This is a genomic window from Croceivirga thetidis (genome assembly GCF_012272815.1).
Classification (GTDB): Bacteria; Bacteroidota; Bacteroidia; order Flavobacteriales; family Flavobacteriaceae; genus Croceivirga; species Croceivirga thetidis.
Window position 1 is genome coordinate 253,234 of the sequence record NZ_JAAWWL010000001.1, and the last position, 15,391, is coordinate 268,624.

Here is a 15,391-nt window from a genome sequence, read left to right on the forward strand (position 1 = left end):
ATCTACTCCATGGGAAAGCGATTTCTACTATTTGTTTCACTTTTTTTGCTTGTTTGCTTATCAGCTTTTTCCCAAGAAACTTCAATAGTTACAGAAACTGTAGTAACCGATTCGTTGGTTCCGAATGAAGGATTTTCTTTTAATTCTTTATGGCGCGGTGCATTGGGAATGTTCGTATTAATTCTCATTGCATATATATTCAGTGCTAACAGAAAAGCAATTAATTGGAAGACTGTTGGTATAGGATTAGGATTACAACTTATCATCGCAGTAGGAGTTTTAAAGGTTAGGTTTGTTCAAATCATATTCGAATGGATAGGGGAAAGATTTATTGATATTCTGGAATTCACTAGAGTTGGCAGTAAATTTTTATTTGAAGGTTTAGTCGTAGATATGGATACGTTCGGCTACATCTTTGCTTTTCAAGTTCTGCCCACGATTATCTTCTTTTCAGCACTAACATCGGTCCTGTTTTATTTAGGGATTATTCAGAAGGTAGTCAAAGGGTTGGCTTGGCTCTTAACAAAATCGTTAGGTATTTCGGGCGCGGAAAGTCTATCAATTGCTGGCAACATATTCTTAGGACAAACGGAAGCACCTTTACTGATAAAGGCTTATTTAGAAAAAATGAATAAGTCTGAAATTCTATTAGTAATGATTGGTGGAATGGCCACCGTAGCAGGAGCCGTTTTGGCGGCTTATATTGGATTCTTGGGTGGTGATGATCCTGAATTACAATTACTATTTGCAAAGCATTTATTGGCCGCTTCGGTAATGGCCGCTCCAGGAGCTATTGTAATTTCAAAAATTTTATATCCCCAAACTGAAAAAATAAACACCGATGTCAAAGTATCGCAAGATAAAATAGGTTCGAATATTTTAGATGCAATTGCTAACGGAACAACTGAAGGTCTAAAACTCGCAGTGAACGTTGGTGCAATGCTTTTGGTATTTGTTGCATTTATCGCGATGATCAATGGTCTATTGGATTGGGTTGGAGATTGGACCACACTAAACAACTGGATTGCGGATAATACTGCTTACAAGAAATTTTCGCTAGAAGCCATACTGGGTACAATATTTGCCCCTTTAATGTGGCTTATTGGGGTTAATGGTGAGGATATAATGCTTATGGGCCAATTACTAGGTATAAAACTCGCAGCGAGTGAATTCATTGGTTATATTCAACTTGCTGAGCTCAAAAATATGGCTAGCGCTACCCATCTTACGTACAATAAATCGGTAATAATGGCGACTTATTTGCTTTGCGGTTTTGCCAATTTTGCTTCTATTGGTATTCAAATCGGTGGTATTGGTTCTTTGGCTCCCGGGCAGCGAAAAACCCTGTCTGAATTCGGTATGCGGGCAGTTTTGGGCGGTACCTTGGCCTCTCTTATTTCTGCTACCATAGCTGGAATGATTCTTGGATAATGTTCTATAATGAACATGTGATTACTTCCCATTAGTTGATAATTTTTTTATAACTGATTTGTTCAATAGCTGTATTAGAATTTCCTACTAACTACTTTTAATTTTTAAATTAGAATTTGGACGATGAAGCAGTATCATGACCTTTTAAAACATGTTCTTGAAAATGGAAACCAAAAAGGGGACCGTACAGGTACGGGAACCCTTAGTGTATTTGGTTATCAGATGCGATTTGATTTACAGGAAGGTTTTCCTATGGTTACAACCAAAAAGCTGCATCTCAAATCAATTATTCACGAACTTCTGTGGTTTTTAAAGGGTGATACCAATATTAAATACCTTCAAGATAACGGAGTTCGAATTTGGAACGAATGGGCTGACGAAAATGGCGATTTAGGACCCGTTTATGGTCATCAATGGCGCAATTGGAACAGTGAGGAAATCGACCAAATCAAAGAAGTTATTGAAACTTTAAAAACCAATCCCAATAGCCGACGTATGTTGGTCAGCGCATGGAACCCAAGTGTTTTGCCAGATACCTCAGTTTCCTTTTCCGAAAACGTTTCAAATGGTAAAGCGGCACTTCCTCCCTGTCACGCTTTCTTTCAATTTTATGTAGCTAATGGCAAACTAAGTTGCCAATTGTACCAACGCAGTGCCGACATCTTTTTGGGCGTACCTTTTAATATTGCCAGCTATGCGCTATTCACCATGATGATGGCACAAGTTTGTGGTTACGAGGCAGGAGATTTTATACACACCTTTGGTGATGCGCATATTTATAACAATCATTTGGAGCAGGTAGAATTACAATTGTCAAGAGAACCACGCTCTTTACCTACTATGCGCCTAAATCCTGAGGTTACAAATATTTTGGACTTTACTTTTGATGACTTTACCTTATTAAATTACGATCCACATCCACATATCAAAGGAGAGGTTGCCGTTTAATCAAGGTTTAAATGAAATTTTTTTTTCGACCAAAGAATAAGAATGAATTAAATCGTTTTTTAAAAGCGTTACATTTTCTATCCGCAGCTGGAGCGCTTTTCGTGTTTTTTTTTACACTCAAAACATTTCCGGTAGAACTAAATATTTTTATTCTTTCGGTAGCAATCCTTTATTTGATTCCGATATTTATAAAGTCAAATAAATTTTCAAAGTTTAATTCGATTTTCAATGCATTTATTATCCCAATATGGTTTGCTACGGCCATACTACTTTTCGGGGGATACTTTGCTCAGGCCTTAGCTTCAGTTACTTTAATTTTCATAAGCTATATCCTTTTTAGAAAAGAATCGAAACTTAGGCTTGTTGTCATAGTCTATCAAATTTTGCTTTTCATTATACCCACCATTTATATTGCATTCTATGGCCCCTATTTTGGGGTGATTGATATTCCTTTTGATGAAATCATTGTTTACTTCTGTTGTATTACTTGGCTATCGATAACTTTTGTCATTTACGATGAACAAAAAACCAAATCATTTACCAAAAAACTTGAAGCAAAGAATGAAGATTTAATTCAGTTAAATACGAGCATCAATGAAAAGAATCATCAGATTGAAGAATTCACTGCCATCTTATACCACGACCTAAAAGAGCCCGTGAACAACATTTTAGCTTTTTCAAAGGATCTCTTAAAAAAAGCTAATGAATTGGAATCACAATTACCAATAGAAATAACAGATAATTTAAATTTTATTACCCAGTCATCTAGTAGAATGAATCAGTTAATTCTAACTATTTCTGATTATACTAAAATCGGCAAGGAGCGATTAAAAAAAAACATCGATTGCAACAAACTTGTTAGAGAAGTGCTTGATGATATCGCAGCCAAAGTCACAAGTACCAAAACTGAGATTAATGTGGGGAATCTTCCAACGGTTTATGGTTATGCAACAGAATTAAGAATGCTTTTCCAAAACTTAATATTGAACGCTATAAAATTTAAAAAACCGGACCAAGTTGCCAAGATTCGAATTTCATACTTTACAAATGATAATTATTATCAATTTCAGATTGTAGACAACGGGATTGGAATTCCAACAATTCAATCCAAAAAAATTTTCGATGCCTTTATTAGGCTAAACTCCAGACAAAATTACGAAGGGGTTGGTCTAGGGCTTTATAATGCCAAGAGAATTATTGAAATGCATAATGGTTTGATATGGGTTGAATCGAAAGAAGACAATGGAAGTACGTTTAATTTTACTTTGGAGAAATAAATTTTTAATTGGTGATAAATATTTATCACGAAAACCAGGCTAATTCGCTAAAAATGAGAGCGCCCAAACAAGTGTTTGGGCGCTCTGCCATCCAACTAAATAAACAAAACATCTCAGGAATTGATATTCCTTTTCATAACAAATTAATTCCGTGTAACGGTAATGGAATTCGAAAGTCCGTAGAGTCCTTCCAAGTCATCAACATTGTTACCCATGGCCAATCCAGTCAGTCCGTCCTCATAGCGCATATACCAAATCAGACAGACACCTGGTCCTGCAGCATCAAAATCTACACCTTCAACATCCATTAAAGTTGGTGGCAACCCTAAAATATTTCCTTGATCATCAGTAATTACCCATGTTCTATTTGTGCCGGTCGCATTAGTCGCATCCAAAGAAATACCGCTAACCATATCGGGGGTTCCGTCTACATCAAATGTGAAAGGTCCTCCTGAAATTGTACCGGCATTCGGGTTTCGATAGACCCTAATTGAATTTGAGAGGGCAAAAAATCCATCCAAATCCGCTGCATTTTCACCAGCTTCAAGTCCTGTAATTCCATCCTCATAGCTAATGTGCCAAATCAAACAAAGACCAATTCCAGCACCATCAAAATCAACACCTTCCACAGCATCTAAGGTTGGGGGCAAACCAAGAATATTCAAGTCTTCGTCTGTGATTATATAGCCTTGATTACTGCCTGTTATATCAGTATTATCCAACGAAATACCACTCACCATGTCAGGGGTACCGTCTACTGAGAACATAAATGGACCACCTGTTAACGAACCGGCATTCAGTCCATTTCTATTGACAACAACAAAGTTTGAGAGCGCATGCAATCCTGTTAAATCATCTAAGTTCTCCCCAGATTCCAATCCACCCAAGTCGGTAGAATAGGTCAAGTGATAAATATAACATGCACCCACTCCTGCGCCATCAAAATCAACACCCATAACTGCTTCGAGAGTTGGTGGGATGCCCAAAATATTTTTATTATCATCGGTAATGACATACGTCTGGTTCGCACCGTTTAAGTCAGAATCATCCAATGCAATCATACTAACCATATCTGGATTACCATCTACCAAAAAGTTATAAGGACCTCCGGTCAACGACCCTGCATTCAGCCCAACACGGTCAACTTCAACAAAGTTTGAAAGTCCGAATTGTCCCGTAAGATTGTCCAAATTTCCACCGGCTTCCAAGCCGCCTAAACCAGTGGAATAGGTAAGGTGATAGATGTAACAAGAGCCCACTCCTGCCCCATCGAAATCCACACCCATAACTGCTTCAAGAGTCGGTGGAATACCCAAGATGTTTCTTGAATCATCTGTTATCACATAGGTCTGATTGGCTCCAGTCAAATTTGAATCTTCCAGACTAATTTCACTCACCATATCAGGTAGACCGTCAACAACGAATTCATAAGGACCCCCGGAAAGGGTGCCTGCATTCAAAGCACCACGAGCAACCATTATAAAATTCGATAGGTCAAATTCTCCTGAAAGAGCATCGAGGTTTTCCCCCATGGCTAAACCTGTCAATCCCTCTTGATGGGTAATATGATAAATGTAGCAATCACCTACACCAGCACCATCAAAATCTACGCCTTCAACAGCTTCCAAACTGGGTGGTAAACCCAAAATATTTCTTGCGTCATCGGTAATTACAAAAGATTGTACATCTCCGGTACCACTAAAGTTATTTAGTGTAATACCGCTTACCATATCTGGCACACCGTCAACCACAAAACTAAATGGACCACCAGCTAAGGTTCCAGCATCAAGTACCAATGGAGTTTCTGCGTCATCATCCCCATCACAACCTACAATCAATAGAACTGTTGCTAAACTTGCTAAAAATGTTTTTACGTTGTTCATTTTTATGTTTTTGAATTTTGGTTCAAAGAACTTTAGAAGATGTTGCAGAAAAGTCACATAAAATTCAATTTTTTTAATTCATTGATTTACTGATGTTTAGATTTTTTTTAGTGTATTTTAAGCTAGGAAAGTGCATTTCTTGCGACAGAACGTAAACGAATGGGGATTATACCGTGAACATTTCGTGATATTTCACACTTTAATTTGTCTTAAATGAAGAACGTACTCATAATAGAAGATGATCCGGAGATTTTACAATTGTTGGAAATTCACCTTAAAGACTTGGGCTGCAGCACCAATTCAGCCAGACAGGGTGATACCGGATTGCGCATGGCTGTTGAAGAGGAGCCTGATTTGGTAATCTTAGATGTCATGCTTCCTGAAATGGACGGAATTGAGGTCTGCCAAAAAATAAGGGCCAACAACGTTAAATCTCCTATAATGATGTTAACCGCACGTTCTGAAGAGATTGATAAAGTATTGGGACTCGAGGTTGGGGCAGATGATTACCTGACAAAGCCCTTTAGTGTAAGAGAATTTATAGCCCGTGTCAAAGCCATCTTTAGAAGGCAAAAAATGAGTGATAACGGTAAACTTCATTCCGATAGTCCTAAACCAATGAAATTCGATAACCTTTCCATTGATTTAGAAAAGCGGAAAGTTGTCCTTGATGACGAACGAATAGAATTATCGCCGAAGGAGTTTGAATTATTAGTACTGTTATCTTCCAACCCTGGCAAAAGTTACGACCGAGCTAAGCTATTAAATATGATTTGGGGGTATGATTTTAAAGGGTATGAACATACCGTTAACTCGCACATCAACAGATTAAGATCAAAAATAGAACCTGATATGGCCCATCCCAAATTCATATTAACTACTTGGGGTGTTGGTTACAAATTCAATGAGGAACTATGAACAAAAAATTATTTTCAAATAGACTCATCAAAAAGTTGATGCTGGCATTTATATCAATTCTTGTACTTGCCGGAATTGGATATACGGTCGCGACCTTATATTTTTCCAACCAACATTTTAGCGAGACCAATCAACGCTTGCACGCCAATCTTGCAAAGGATTTAATTGAGGAGAAATTTTTGGATGCAAACCCAATTGACAGCTTGGGCAATGTGAACAAGGCACTCTTTGGAGACCTTATGCATGATATGATGGCTGTAAATAGAACCATAGAAGTGTACTTATTGGACCCTGAAGGAAATGTACAGTATTCAGTTGTATTAGACCATGACAATCCAGATGCTAAGCCAGAAAAAGTAGCTCTAGGCCCAATAAAGGAATTCATTGCCAAAGGAGGACAGGAATACGTTTTGGGAGATGACCCCAGAAATCCATCCGAACAAAAAGTGTTTTCAGCGGCAAAATTTGATAAGGGCGGTCACAAGGGTTACATCTATATTATATTGGCAGGAGAGGATTTTTTGAATACCAAAAGCACCCTACTTGAAGGTTATACGTTAAAAATAGGTACTGGTATTTCTTTGGTAACCCTTTTGTTCGCAGGTATTCTTGGTATACTCTCCATTTGGTACCTGACCAAAAACCTCAGGGAAATCAACCACGCCGCGGAACGATTTCAGGAAGGGGATTTAGCTTATCGAATTGCTGATGATAATGCCACTGACCTTACAGGTCTTGCCCAAACCTTCAACAATATGGCAGAAACGATAGTTTCTGACATGGATAAAATCAAATCGCTCGAAAAACTACGAACAGAATTAATTGCCAATATTTCTCATGACCTTCGTACCCCTTTAGCCATTATTCAAGGCTATGTAGAAACCCTTCAAATGAAAGATGATAGCCTCTCTGATGATGAGCGTGTGGATTATCTCAAAAAAATAAATTCAAGTAGTGAACGTCTTTCTAAATTAATTGGTCAGCTTTTTGAATATTCTAAATTGGAAGCCAATCAAATTCAACCCAATAAAGAACCGTTTTTGATTTCTGAATTGGCCAATGACGTTCACAGAAATTATCAGGTTTTGGCCAAAAAGAAGAACATTGAGTTGAAACTGGAAATGGAAGAAAAAACCCCTTTGGTCTTCGCAGATATTTCTTTGGTAGAAAGGGCCATCCAGAATTTGATGGACAATGCACTAAAATTCACTCCTGAAAATGGTGAGGTTGTGGTTCGAATCGTTCCTTCAGAAAAAGATGTTGAGATTACCATAAAAGACTCAGGTCCTGGTATTGCCAAAGAGAACCAACAATTGGTTTTTGAAAGGTACCGCCAGACCAAAACTGGAAAAGAAAAAGAAGGCGCTGGGCTAGGTTTGGCAATCGTTCGCAAGATCATGGACTTGCACAACGCTAGTATCAAAGTCTTCAGTAGGCCAAATGAGGGTACTTCATTTAGTTTTAGCCTACCAGTGTATCAAATGGGCTAATACCATTTTAATCATAAAATGGACCATTCAAACTTATTCATTTTCCGCCTTGCTTTCTTATTTCACAATTTACTTAACTAGGGCTAAGTAAATTACTTATTGCGTCGCAAAACGAAAAAGCAATTTCGTTTTCGGTAATCCATTTTATAATCAAGCTAGTATTAAGTTTGTCTTAAGCTTTCCGACCCAACATTCGAAAACCGTATATTTAGAAAAAACGTTTTTGATGTTACTTACCGATACGCTTGTAGATTTCTTTATAGCGACCCGAAAACATTCCGAAGAACTTTGCCAACCACTTGAAACAGAAGATTATGTAGTACAACCCATAGTCGATGTGAGTCCACCAAAATGGCATTTGGGCCATACAACTTGGTTTTTTGAAGAATTCATCTTAAAACCCCATGCTAAGGATTATACCGAATTCGATGAAGACTTTTCCTTCGTTTTTAATAGTTACTACGAAACTGTCGGCAAACGCGTAGTACGATCAGACCGCGGTAATTTAAGCCGACCTTCGGTCAAAAAGGTTTACGAGTACAGGACATACGTTACCACAGCTATCATAAAAATGTTCCAAACAGAGCAGCAAAGTGACATCTATGATTTATTGGAAATAGGCATTCATCATGAAAAACAACATCAAGAACTATTATTGACCGATATCAAGTTTATTTTGGGCAATAATCCATTGTTGCCGGTCTATTCCGATAAACTTAAAGAGCATCCTTTAGAAGAACATAAGTCTGATTGGTTAACCATCGAAGAAGGTGTTTACGACATCGGCCATAGTACCGGTTCATTTTGCTACGATAATGAACTCGGTCGTCACAAAGTGTATTTACAGGCCTACAAAATCTCGAATAAATTGGTCACCAATGCTGAATTTTTAGAATTCATCAATTCTGGTGGATACGAGCGATTTGACCTTTGGCATGCAGAAGGTTGGGACTGGGTAAATCAAAATCAAATTAAAGCTCCATTATATTGGCACCAAGTTGACAATGACTGGTATTTTTATAGCCTTGCAGGTTTACAAGAAATACAACCGAATGCACCTTTGACCCACATATCGTATTATGAAGCTTTTGCGTTTGCCCAATGGAAAGGGCTTCGATTACCTACGGAATTTGAATGGGAGGCTGCCCAAGGCTTTTTTTCATGGGGAGCTAGGTGGGAATGGACCGAATCTGCTTATTTACCCTACCCAAATTATCAAAAAGCAGATGGGGCACTTGGCGAATATAATGGCAAGTTCATGGTAAGCCAGAAAGTATTGCGGGGAGGCTCAATTGCAACTCCTGAAAACCATACCCGACCGACTTATAGAAACTTTTTTCACCCTGAGCTTCGTTGGCAATATACCGGATTAAGGTTGGCCAAATAATATCGACTATAAACCTATGCAAGAGAACACCACCCAAATTGCCAACTCAGTATTTGCCGAGGAAGTGCGTAAGGGATTGACTGATTTCCCAAAACATTTATCTTCAAAATATTTTTATGACGCCACCGGTGACGAGCTTTTTCAGCAGATTATGGCCATGCCGGAATATTATTTGACCAATTGTGAGTTTGACATTTTAGAACGGAACAAAGCGGCACTTGCAAATTTATTTGGAGAAGAAGTAGACGACTTTAGCCTTTTTGAACTCGGAGCTGGTGATGGTAAAAAGACTAAAATTCTATTGAAGTATTTATCTGAAAAAGGCGTCGAATTTGACTATCGTCCCATTGACATTAGTCAAAATGCATTGGACCAATTGGAGGCTTCCATTAATTTAGAACTCCCAAAAGTTAAAATAAACACCTTACAAGGAACTTATTTTGACACCTTAAAAACAATTGGTACAGCACATAATAAGAGAAAAATTATTTTGTTTTTAGGTTCCAACATTGGAAACCTCCTGCATCCGCAGGCTATTGATTTTCTAAAGCAACTTAGGGCGGCCATGAATGAAGGTGATCTTTTGTTTATGGGAATGGACCAAAAGAAGAACCCACAGACCATTTTAGATGCTTATAACGACAAGGCCGGCATAACTGCCGCATTCAACAAAAACGTGCTAACTCGAATTAACAACGAATTAGGTGGAGATTTTAATTTGGACAACTTTATCCATTGGGAAGTATATGATCCTGAAACTGGTACGGCGAAAAGTTATTTAGTTGCTCAACATGAATGCAAAGTTCGACTTGAGGCATTGGATTTGAATGTGCGATTTAAACCTTGGGAAACAATTCACACGGAAATTTCGCAGAAATATGACGATGAAGTCGTCAGTTGGCTTGCCAATGAGGCTGGTCTTAGTTTAGTCACCAGTTTCGCTGATGAAAAAAATTATTTTAAAGACTACATTTTTAAGAAATAAAAGTACTATGAAAGCAATTTGGAATGGCCAGATCTTGGCTGAAAGCGATGATACACTTGTGATTGAAGGAAACCATTATTTCCCGCCCGAGAGTATAAATAAGGACTTCTTTAAAGAAAGTGAAACACATACCAACTGCCCGTGGAAGGGTGTAGCTTCATATTACACGCTCGAAGTAGATGGCGAGAATAATGTTGATGCCGCTTGGTACTATCCTGAGACCAGTGAACTTGCAAAGCAAATAAAAGGATACATTGCTTTTTGGAAAGGAGTAACCATTGAGGGATAGACCATCCCTCAATGATAAAATTTAAACTGTTACTACGGCATTTTCGGTTCCCGCATAATCATTCCATGCGTAGCCGTCGGCTTCTGTATCATTGGTGTAATTACCATCAATGATATACCTGAATTCATAGGTATTTTCATTTGGTAATTCAAAGGTACCCTTGAATGTACCGTTCTTTAACTTTTTAAGGGTACTCCCCTTTGGTTTCCAATTGTTGAAGTCCCCAACTACAACAACTTTTTTGGCTTCTTCTGCTGGTACGGTAAAAGTAACCTTGCAAATTGGCTTACTTTTTAGATACTGTTTTTTTATTGGCATGTTGTCAAAATTTGGGGTAAAAGTATTGCGATTTTTTTCTGGTTTTTAAAAGTCAAAAAAAGATTTATCGATACTTACAAATGCTTGCAAAAAAAATTAAAACTTGATAAAAACAAGGGCTAAAATTTTAATTATTTCATCCGGAGGGTTTGATTTAATGTTCGAAGAACCAGTTCAATATCTTCAATAGTATTGTAAAAATGAAACGAAAAGCGAACACCTCCAGCACGTTGGGCACAACTTATTTCTTTTTCAAGTAGCGCTTGAAACTGGGCATCATTCAATTTGAGATTAAAGATGGTACTATGTTTATTACGTTTTTGGGTGATATCATTTAAAATTCCCAAATCGGAAAATCCCTCTTTGGCTAATTGGGCAATCTTTTGGTTATGTGCGGTTATTTTTTCAATCCCTATACGTTCTAAAAAGGCAATTGAAAATTTCAAACTTCCAAAGTTGAACGAATCCAAATGCCCTGGCTCTAATTGTTTCTTAAATGGTATTCCATTTCGTTTCGTTGGGTCGCCATTCACAGAACCACAGCCAACACTTTTTAAACGAAAACGTTCAACAGCAGTTTCTGAAAATAAAAAGAAGCCATTACCATAGCCACCCAACATCCATTTATATCCACTTGCGCCCAGAACATCAATTCCAGATTCGCCAAAATCAAGGCCGTACATGCCACAGAATTGGGTGCCATCAGCCACAATCAGCAAATCGGGGTAGGCCATTTTTAATTTCTTAAAAAAATCAAGGGTGATGAACAATCCTGTTGCCCATTGAACAACACTTAAGACCAAGACATCAATCTTTTTTTCTCGAACAACATCAAAAATCGCCTCCTCTAGGGTATTCGAAATCTTGACGTAGTGACATTCAAAGCCTCTGTCTTCAACCGGCCAATTAACAGAAGGATAATCCGTTTCCAAAAGCAGGATTTTGCTTTTTTTGTCCAAACCCTCAAAAAGAAAATTCCAGCCGATACTGAAATTGGGAACTAAGGCCACACTTTCCCTATCGCAATTAAAAAAACCGGCCAAAGCTTCCTTGGTCTCTCCGAGAATGCCCATACTGGCCATTTTCATATCGCCTCCGCCAAACAAAAAGTCTAAATCATGTTCTTGGCGCCACTCCAATAAATCCTCATAGAGCAAACCAGAAGTTGCCGTATTGGCATACAAGCATTTTTTAAGTACCGGAAATTGTTTTCTAGCGGATTCTAAGGTCAAGTCCATCACTTTTTTTTTGGTCTATCTTTGTGATTAAAGATAGCCAAACATGCTTTTTAAAAAGAAATCGAAATCCGAAACCGCAGTTGACCTGGAGCAACACGATTTGTTGGAGCATGCCCAAGAGCGGATTGCCCAAAAAAAGCGGTTATATGTACATTTCGTCATCTTTCTTATTGGTAGTGTATTTCTTATTCTTATCAATAAGATTTTAAAATACGGTGAATCTTACGACTGGTTCATTTGGGCCATAACTGCTTGGGCCTTTTTATTCGTAATCCACGCTTTTAATGTTTTTGTCACCAATAAATTCATGGGCAAAGAATGGGAACGAAAGCAACGCGAAAACTTAGTGGCCAAACAAAAGGCGAAAATTGCTGAATTACAAAAGGAAATTGAAACTGAGTTTCCAATGGGCAGTATTAATAAAAAAAAAGAGGATTGAGTAAAATTATATTGATTGCAGCAGCTGGAGAGAACAATTCTTTAGGCATCAATGGCGACTTGCCATGGCATTTACCCGACGATTTTAAACGCTTCAAAAAACTGACTTCCGGGCATAAAATCGTTATGGGTAGAAAGACCTTCGAAACATTTCCGAAACCTTTGCCCAATCGTGAGCATGTAGTAATTACAAGGGATAAAAATTACCTGCCAAAATTCGATTGCAAGTTGTTCCATTCAATAGAAGACGCCATTGGTTATTCTTCAGTAGATGCAGAGGTATTTATAATAGGTGGAGGAGAAATTTACAAGCAAGCTATGCAATTTGGTACTCATATTGAATTGACTCGCGTTCATGGGGAATTTCAAGCAGACACTTATTTTCCTGAAATAGATGAAAACGAATGGAACCTGGTAAATGAGGAGTTTCGTTCCAAGGACGACAAGCACAAATACGATTTTACCTATCAAACTTTTGAGCGAAAGGTTTAACCCGAAACTTGAATTTAAGTTTAAAAGTCCAAAAAGGAAATTTCAGTATTTGCTTGGGGAACAAAACTAGAGAGGACTTCAACATCAGCATTTGTAAAAAATTGATGTGAACCAGCAGAACTATCAAAATCTCCTAAACCTTCTGTTTCTAAAATTGATTTGGTTTGTTTTGCGACCGCAAAACCGGAGTCGATAATCTGTACCGTTGAAGGTAATAGCGTTTTGAGAGTTGGTATCAAAAAAGGGTAATGCGTACAACCCAATACCAAGGCATCGATATTTGCTTTGATCATAGGTTCTACATATTCAGCCAATAATTTTCTAGTTTCCTTTGAATTTGTCCTCCCAGCTTCGATAAGGGTTACCAAACCTTCACCTATTTGCTCTATTACGGTTATACCTGAAGCATACAACTTTGATGTATTCTGAAATAATTGACTGGATAAGGTTCCCTCGGTAGCAAGAATACCGACTTTCTTTGTTTTTGTATTTAGCGCTGCAGGTTTAATGGCAGGTTCAATACCTATAAACTTGACAGGGTAATTTTCGCGCAAGACTTGAATGGCATTTGTTGTGGCGGTATTACAGGCAACTACAATAAGTTTACTGCCTTTCGCTAAAAGAAGCTCGGTGTTTTCTATGCATAGGGCTAGAATCTCATCTGTAGATTTGGTTCCATAAGGGGCATTTTTACTGTCGGCCAAATATATGGTTGACTCATTGGGTAATAACTGGTTAATTTCCTTCCAAATGGAAATTCCACCTACACCTGAATCAAAAATACCTATAGGGCTTTGGCTCATGTCCTAAACTAAAAAAACCACTGGAAATTCAGAATACTGAACCAGCGGTTTTTAAATTTACTTTAATAATGTTCTATTGTGCTTTTGAAAGCTCAACTTTTACGTCTGCCAATAAGTCTTTTCCTTTGGCAACGATAATACCTAAACCTGGGCTAGAATCAACCACATAGTCGTATCCTTGGGCAGCAGCTACCTTGTCAATAGCATTCTTGGCCTTTTCAGAGATAGGAGCAAAAAGTTCAGCCTGTTTTTTCTGCATTTCTTGCATAGCAGTGTTTTCAGCTTTTTTGATGTTTTGGTCCATACCTTGAAGCTCAATCGCTCTTTTTTGATTTTCTTCTTCTGTTTTTGAAGCAGCTTCTGTTTCGTATTGCTTGTATTTACCTTGGAGTTCAGTGTAAGAACTTTCAATATCAGCACGGTAAGTTTCCTGCAATTTTTTCAATTCTGCTTGTGCCGCAATCATTTCAGGCATCTCAGCAAGTAGCTGTTGAACATTTATATGGGCAACTTTACTTTGCGCATTTGTAAATGAAGTGGCTGCAACAAACAACATCATCGCCACGGCTATAATCCTAACATTTTTCATCATCTGAGTAACTTTAAATTCGAGTTTTAATCTGTTTTTAGTGTTCAAAAATTTTTATCCTTGATTCGTTGAATCTTTTTCTTGTGTTTTACTTCGTTCCTGAATTTTGGCTTTACGTTTAGCCTCTCTTTCTTCCAACAATTTCTTTCTTCGTTCTTCGTAGGCCTTTTTACGTTCTTCCCGCAACTTTAATTGCTCAGCCCTTCTTTCTTCCATCTCTTTGGCCCTTGCCTCTTTCTTATCGGCAGCTTGGTCTTGTCGTTCTTTTAGCGCTTCGCTGATTTCAGCATCGACCTCAGCCTCTTGCTCTTTAAATTCATCTAGCCGTTCTTTTAACTTTTGATCTTTCTTCGAAGCACTGACTTTTCTAGTCCTAGAAATTTCTCGAAGAATCAAATCACTAACGTCGTGCCTATTTTGGGCATACAACATTACAACATCTGCTGATTTATCAAAAATAAAATCGTAGCGCCTTCCATTACCTATTTTTTGTACCTCGTTGAATACTTGGTCTTGTATGGGTTGAATCAATAGTTTCTTTTGCAGAACCAAATCACCCTGGGGCCCAAAACGGTCTTGCTGATAATCCAACATTTCCTTTTCCAATATTTCAATTTCCTCTTCACGCTCAGCAATCAGTTCATCAGTTAAAAGAACTTTTTCCGCCATTAAATCCTTCTTCATTTGCTCAACCTTACTTTGCATCAACTCTATTTCTTGCTTCCACTTTTGCGCTTTTGCATTAAGTTGTTCTGAAGCATCTCGATATTCCTCTACATTTTCCAAAATGTATTCCATATCTACATAACCTATACGAACACTGCGTTGCGCTATGGTAAAAACGGAAGAAAAAAGTACCGTTATTAAAAAGAGTTTAGTCTTCATCCGTTAAACGAAGTTTGTAT

The 15,391-nt window shown here is 37.9% G+C and carries 16 protein-coding genes; 10 read left to right on the forward strand and 6 right to left on the reverse strand.

Annotated features, from left to right (window positions below):
- Window positions 1–9: 9 nt before the first annotated feature.
- The 3 genes from HCU67_RS01170 to HCU67_RS01180 all read left to right on the forward strand — a co-directional run bounded on the left by HCU67_RS01170 (window position 10) and on the right by HCU67_RS01180 (window position 3,656).
- Window positions 10–1,431 carry a NupC/NupG family nucleoside CNT transporter gene (locus HCU67_RS01170; protein WP_168550782.1) on the forward strand — a complete coding sequence of 474 codons (1,422 nt, stop codon included), beginning with the start codon at window positions 10–12 and terminating at the stop codon, window positions 1,429–1,431.
- 123 nt (window positions 1,432–1,554) lie between these two features.
- On the forward strand, window positions 1,555–2,379 hold the full coding sequence (locus tag HCU67_RS01175; RefSeq protein WP_168550783.1) for a thymidylate synthase: 825 nt from the start codon (window positions 1,555–1,557) through the stop codon (window positions 2,377–2,379).
- Between the two features lie 11 nt (window positions 2,380–2,390).
- Entirely contained in the window at window positions 2,391–3,656 is a 1,266-nt protein-coding gene (locus tag HCU67_RS01180; RefSeq protein ID WP_168550784.1) for a sensor histidine kinase, read from the forward strand.
- Window positions 3,657–3,799: 143 nt separating this feature from the next.
- Here the strand turns inward: HCU67_RS01180 and HCU67_RS01185 are convergent, their stop codons facing one another.
- A complete protein-coding gene (locus HCU67_RS01185; RefSeq protein WP_246865681.1) occupies window positions 3,800–5,539 on the reverse strand; it encodes a hypothetical protein in 1,740 nt (579 codons plus the stop codon).
- 213 nt (window positions 5,540–5,752) lie between these two features.
- Here HCU67_RS01185 and HCU67_RS01190 point away from each other — a divergent pair, with 213 nt between their 5' ends.
- The 5 genes from HCU67_RS01190 (at window position 5,753) to HCU67_RS01210 (ending at window position 10,608) form a co-directional block, all read left to right on the forward strand.
- Window positions 5,753–6,457, forward strand: coding sequence for a response regulator transcription factor (locus HCU67_RS01190; RefSeq protein ID WP_168550785.1), 705 nt, complete (start codon window positions 5,753–5,755; stop codon window positions 6,455–6,457).
- Complete coding sequence (locus HCU67_RS01195) at window positions 6,454–7,947, forward strand: sensor histidine kinase (protein WP_168550786.1); 1,494 nt, start codon at window positions 6,454–6,456, stop codon at window positions 7,945–7,947. The genes HCU67_RS01190 and HCU67_RS01195 overlap by 4 nt, the downstream gene beginning before the upstream one ends.
- Window positions 7,948–8,173: 226 nt before the next feature.
- A complete protein-coding gene (gene egtB / locus HCU67_RS01200) occupies window positions 8,174–9,334 on the forward strand; it encodes an ergothioneine biosynthesis protein EgtB (protein ID WP_168550787.1) in 1,161 nt (386 codons plus the stop codon).
- A gap of 16 nt (window positions 9,335–9,350) precedes the next feature.
- Window positions 9,351–10,319: an L-histidine N(alpha)-methyltransferase gene (gene egtD / locus HCU67_RS01205; protein ID WP_168550788.1), complete on the forward strand. Its 969-nt coding sequence runs from the start codon at window positions 9,351–9,353 to the stop codon at window positions 10,317–10,319.
- Window positions 10,320–10,326: 7 nt separating this feature from the next.
- The gene (locus tag HCU67_RS01210) at window positions 10,327–10,608 is read left to right on the forward strand and encodes a DUF427 domain-containing protein (RefSeq protein WP_168550789.1); all 282 of its coding nucleotides are present in this window, start codon (window positions 10,327–10,329) and stop codon (window positions 10,606–10,608) included.
- A gap of 21 nt (window positions 10,609–10,629) precedes the next feature.
- On the opposite strand, the gene HCU67_RS01215 is transcribed toward HCU67_RS01210, so the two are convergent.
- Together HCU67_RS01215 and HCU67_RS01220 are read right to left on the reverse strand one after the other, a co-directional pair.
- Window positions 10,630–10,926 (reverse strand): isoamylase early set domain-containing protein, encoded by a 297-nt coding sequence (locus HCU67_RS01215; RefSeq protein WP_168550790.1) that lies wholly within the window; start codon window positions 10,924–10,926, stop codon window positions 10,630–10,632.
- Between the two features lie 131 nt (window positions 10,927–11,057).
- Window positions 11,058–12,164: an aminotransferase class V-fold PLP-dependent enzyme gene (locus HCU67_RS01220; protein WP_168550791.1), complete on the reverse strand. Its 1,107-nt coding sequence runs from the start codon at window positions 12,162–12,164 to the stop codon at window positions 11,058–11,060.
- Window positions 12,165–12,207: 43 nt separating this feature from the next.
- Here HCU67_RS01220 and HCU67_RS01225 point away from each other — a divergent pair, with 43 nt between their 5' ends.
- Both HCU67_RS01225 and HCU67_RS01230 read left to right on the forward strand, forming a co-directional pair.
- Window positions 12,208–12,603: a 2TM domain-containing protein gene (locus HCU67_RS01225; RefSeq protein WP_168550792.1), complete on the forward strand. Its 396-nt coding sequence runs from the start codon at window positions 12,208–12,210 to the stop codon at window positions 12,601–12,603.
- Window positions 12,600–13,094, forward strand: a complete 495-nt coding sequence (locus HCU67_RS01230; protein WP_246865682.1) for a dihydrofolate reductase — start codon at window positions 12,600–12,602, stop codon at window positions 13,092–13,094. Before HCU67_RS01225 ends, HCU67_RS01230 begins: the two co-directional genes overlap by 4 nt.
- A gap of 20 nt (window positions 13,095–13,114) precedes the next feature.
- On the opposite strand, the gene murI is transcribed toward HCU67_RS01230, so the two are convergent.
- From murI to HCU67_RS01245, 3 genes are all read right to left on the reverse strand, one after another.
- The gene (murI, locus tag HCU67_RS01235) at window positions 13,115–13,897 is read right to left on the reverse strand and encodes a glutamate racemase (RefSeq protein ID WP_168550793.1); all 783 of its coding nucleotides are present in this window, start codon (window positions 13,895–13,897) and stop codon (window positions 13,115–13,117) included.
- A 73-nt stretch (window positions 13,898–13,970) separates the two neighbouring features.
- Window positions 13,971–14,486 (reverse strand): OmpH/Skp family outer membrane protein, encoded by a 516-nt coding sequence (locus tag HCU67_RS01240; protein WP_168552022.1) that lies wholly within the window; start codon window positions 14,484–14,486, stop codon window positions 13,971–13,973.
- Window positions 14,487–14,540: 54 nt separating this feature from the next.
- A complete protein-coding gene (locus HCU67_RS01245) occupies window positions 14,541–15,371 on the reverse strand; it encodes an OmpH/Skp family outer membrane protein (RefSeq protein ID WP_168550794.1) in 831 nt (276 codons plus the stop codon).
- Window positions 15,372–15,391 lie beyond the last annotated feature (20 nt).

What these genes read in the sequence shown, in the direction of transcription:
- HCU67_RS01170 (WP_168550782.1), top strand. Translation starts at nt 10, where the DNA reads ATGGGAAAGCGATTTCTACTATTTGTTTCACTTTTTTTGCTTGTTTGC.
- HCU67_RS01175 (WP_168550783.1), top strand. Translation starts at nt 1,555, where the DNA reads ATGAAGCAGTATCATGACCTTTTAAAACATGTTCTTGAAAATGGAAAC.
- HCU67_RS01180 (WP_168550784.1), top strand. Translation starts at nt 2,391, where the DNA reads ATGAAATTTTTTTTTCGACCAAAGAATAAGAATGAATTAAATCGTTTT.
- HCU67_RS01185 (WP_246865681.1), bottom strand. Translation starts at nt 5,539, where the DNA reads ATGAACAACGTAAAAACATTTTTAGCAAGTTTAGCAACAGTTCTATTG.
- HCU67_RS01190 (WP_168550785.1), top strand. Translation starts at nt 5,753, where the DNA reads ATGAAGAACGTACTCATAATAGAAGATGATCCGGAGATTTTACAATTG.
- HCU67_RS01195 (WP_168550786.1), top strand. Translation starts at nt 6,454, where the DNA reads ATGAACAAAAAATTATTTTCAAATAGACTCATCAAAAAGTTGATGCTG.
- egtB (WP_168550787.1), top strand. Translation starts at nt 8,174, where the DNA reads ATGTTACTTACCGATACGCTTGTAGATTTCTTTATAGCGACCCGAAAA.
- egtD (WP_168550788.1), top strand. Translation starts at nt 9,351, where the DNA reads ATGCAAGAGAACACCACCCAAATTGCCAACTCAGTATTTGCCGAGGAA.
- HCU67_RS01210 (WP_168550789.1), top strand. Translation starts at nt 10,327, where the DNA reads ATGAAAGCAATTTGGAATGGCCAGATCTTGGCTGAAAGCGATGATACA.
- HCU67_RS01215 (WP_168550790.1), bottom strand. Translation starts at nt 10,926, where the DNA reads ATGCCAATAAAAAAACAGTATCTAAAAAGTAAGCCAATTTGCAAGGTT.
- HCU67_RS01220 (WP_168550791.1), bottom strand. Translation starts at nt 12,164, where the DNA reads ATGGACTTGACCTTAGAATCCGCTAGAAAACAATTTCCGGTACTTAAA.
- HCU67_RS01225 (WP_168550792.1), top strand. Translation starts at nt 12,208, where the DNA reads ATGCTTTTTAAAAAGAAATCGAAATCCGAAACCGCAGTTGACCTGGAG.
- murI (WP_168550793.1), bottom strand. Translation starts at nt 13,897, where the DNA reads ATGAGCCAAAGCCCTATAGGTATTTTTGATTCAGGTGTAGGTGGAATT.
- HCU67_RS01240 (WP_168552022.1), bottom strand. Translation starts at nt 14,486, where the DNA reads ATGAAAAATGTTAGGATTATAGCCGTGGCGATGATGTTGTTTGTTGCA.
- HCU67_RS01245 (WP_168550794.1), bottom strand. Translation starts at nt 15,371, where the DNA reads ATGAAGACTAAACTCTTTTTAATAACGGTACTTTTTTCTTCCGTTTTT.